1 protein-coding gene is annotated in these 644 nt (G+C 70.0%); it reads right to left on the reverse strand.

Annotation, left to right across the window (positions count from 1 at the left end; genetic code table 11):
* The coding region (locus MVA01S_RS30050; protein WP_159426401.1) for an HNH endonuclease signature motif containing protein at window positions 1-644 on the reverse strand (644 nt) is incomplete at both ends.

Below are 644 nucleotides of genomic sequence, written 5' to 3' on the forward strand. Positions count from 1 at the left end.
AGTTTCTGGTGGGTGGTGGGGGTTGGTAGGGGTGGTACCACTTCCATTGGATGCGTTCCCCGGACGGTCCGCGGTAGGGCGGCACCTGCGGTGGCGGGCTGGTCGGGGGTCGGGCCAGCGATCCCGGTTCCAGCCGTCGGCCGACCCGATCGGTCACAACCAGCTGATCGGCCGGCCCGGTCAGGGTGATCCCGCCGCGGTGATGCAGCCGGTGGTGGAACGGGCAGATCAGCACCAGATTGTCCAACTCGGTCGCGCCGCCGTCCTCCCAATGGCGCAGGTGATGGGCATGCAACCCCTTCGTGGCCCCGCACCCGGGCACCACACACGACCGATCGCGGTACTCCAGCGCCCGGCGCAGCCGGCGGCTGATCGTGCGGGTCGCGCGCCCGGACCCCAGGGGTTGGCCGTCGCGTTCGAACCACACCTCACAGGTGGCATCACAACCCAGATACCGGCGCTGCTCGGCCGACAGCGCCGGCCCCAGATGCAGCGCGGCGACCTTGTCTTTGACATCAACATGCACCACCACCGTGGTGTGCTGCCCATGCGGGCGCCGTGCGGCCTCGACATCCCAGCCCGCATGCACCAACGCCATGAACGCATTCCCCCCGGTCGGCAGCGGCGCCCGCCCCACACCTGAC

The organism is Mycolicibacterium vaccae NBRC 14118 = CIP 105934, from assembly GCF_001552715.1.
In the GTDB taxonomy this organism is placed as follows: Bacteria; Actinomycetota; Actinomycetes; order Mycobacteriales; family Mycobacteriaceae; genus Mycobacterium; species Mycobacterium vaccae.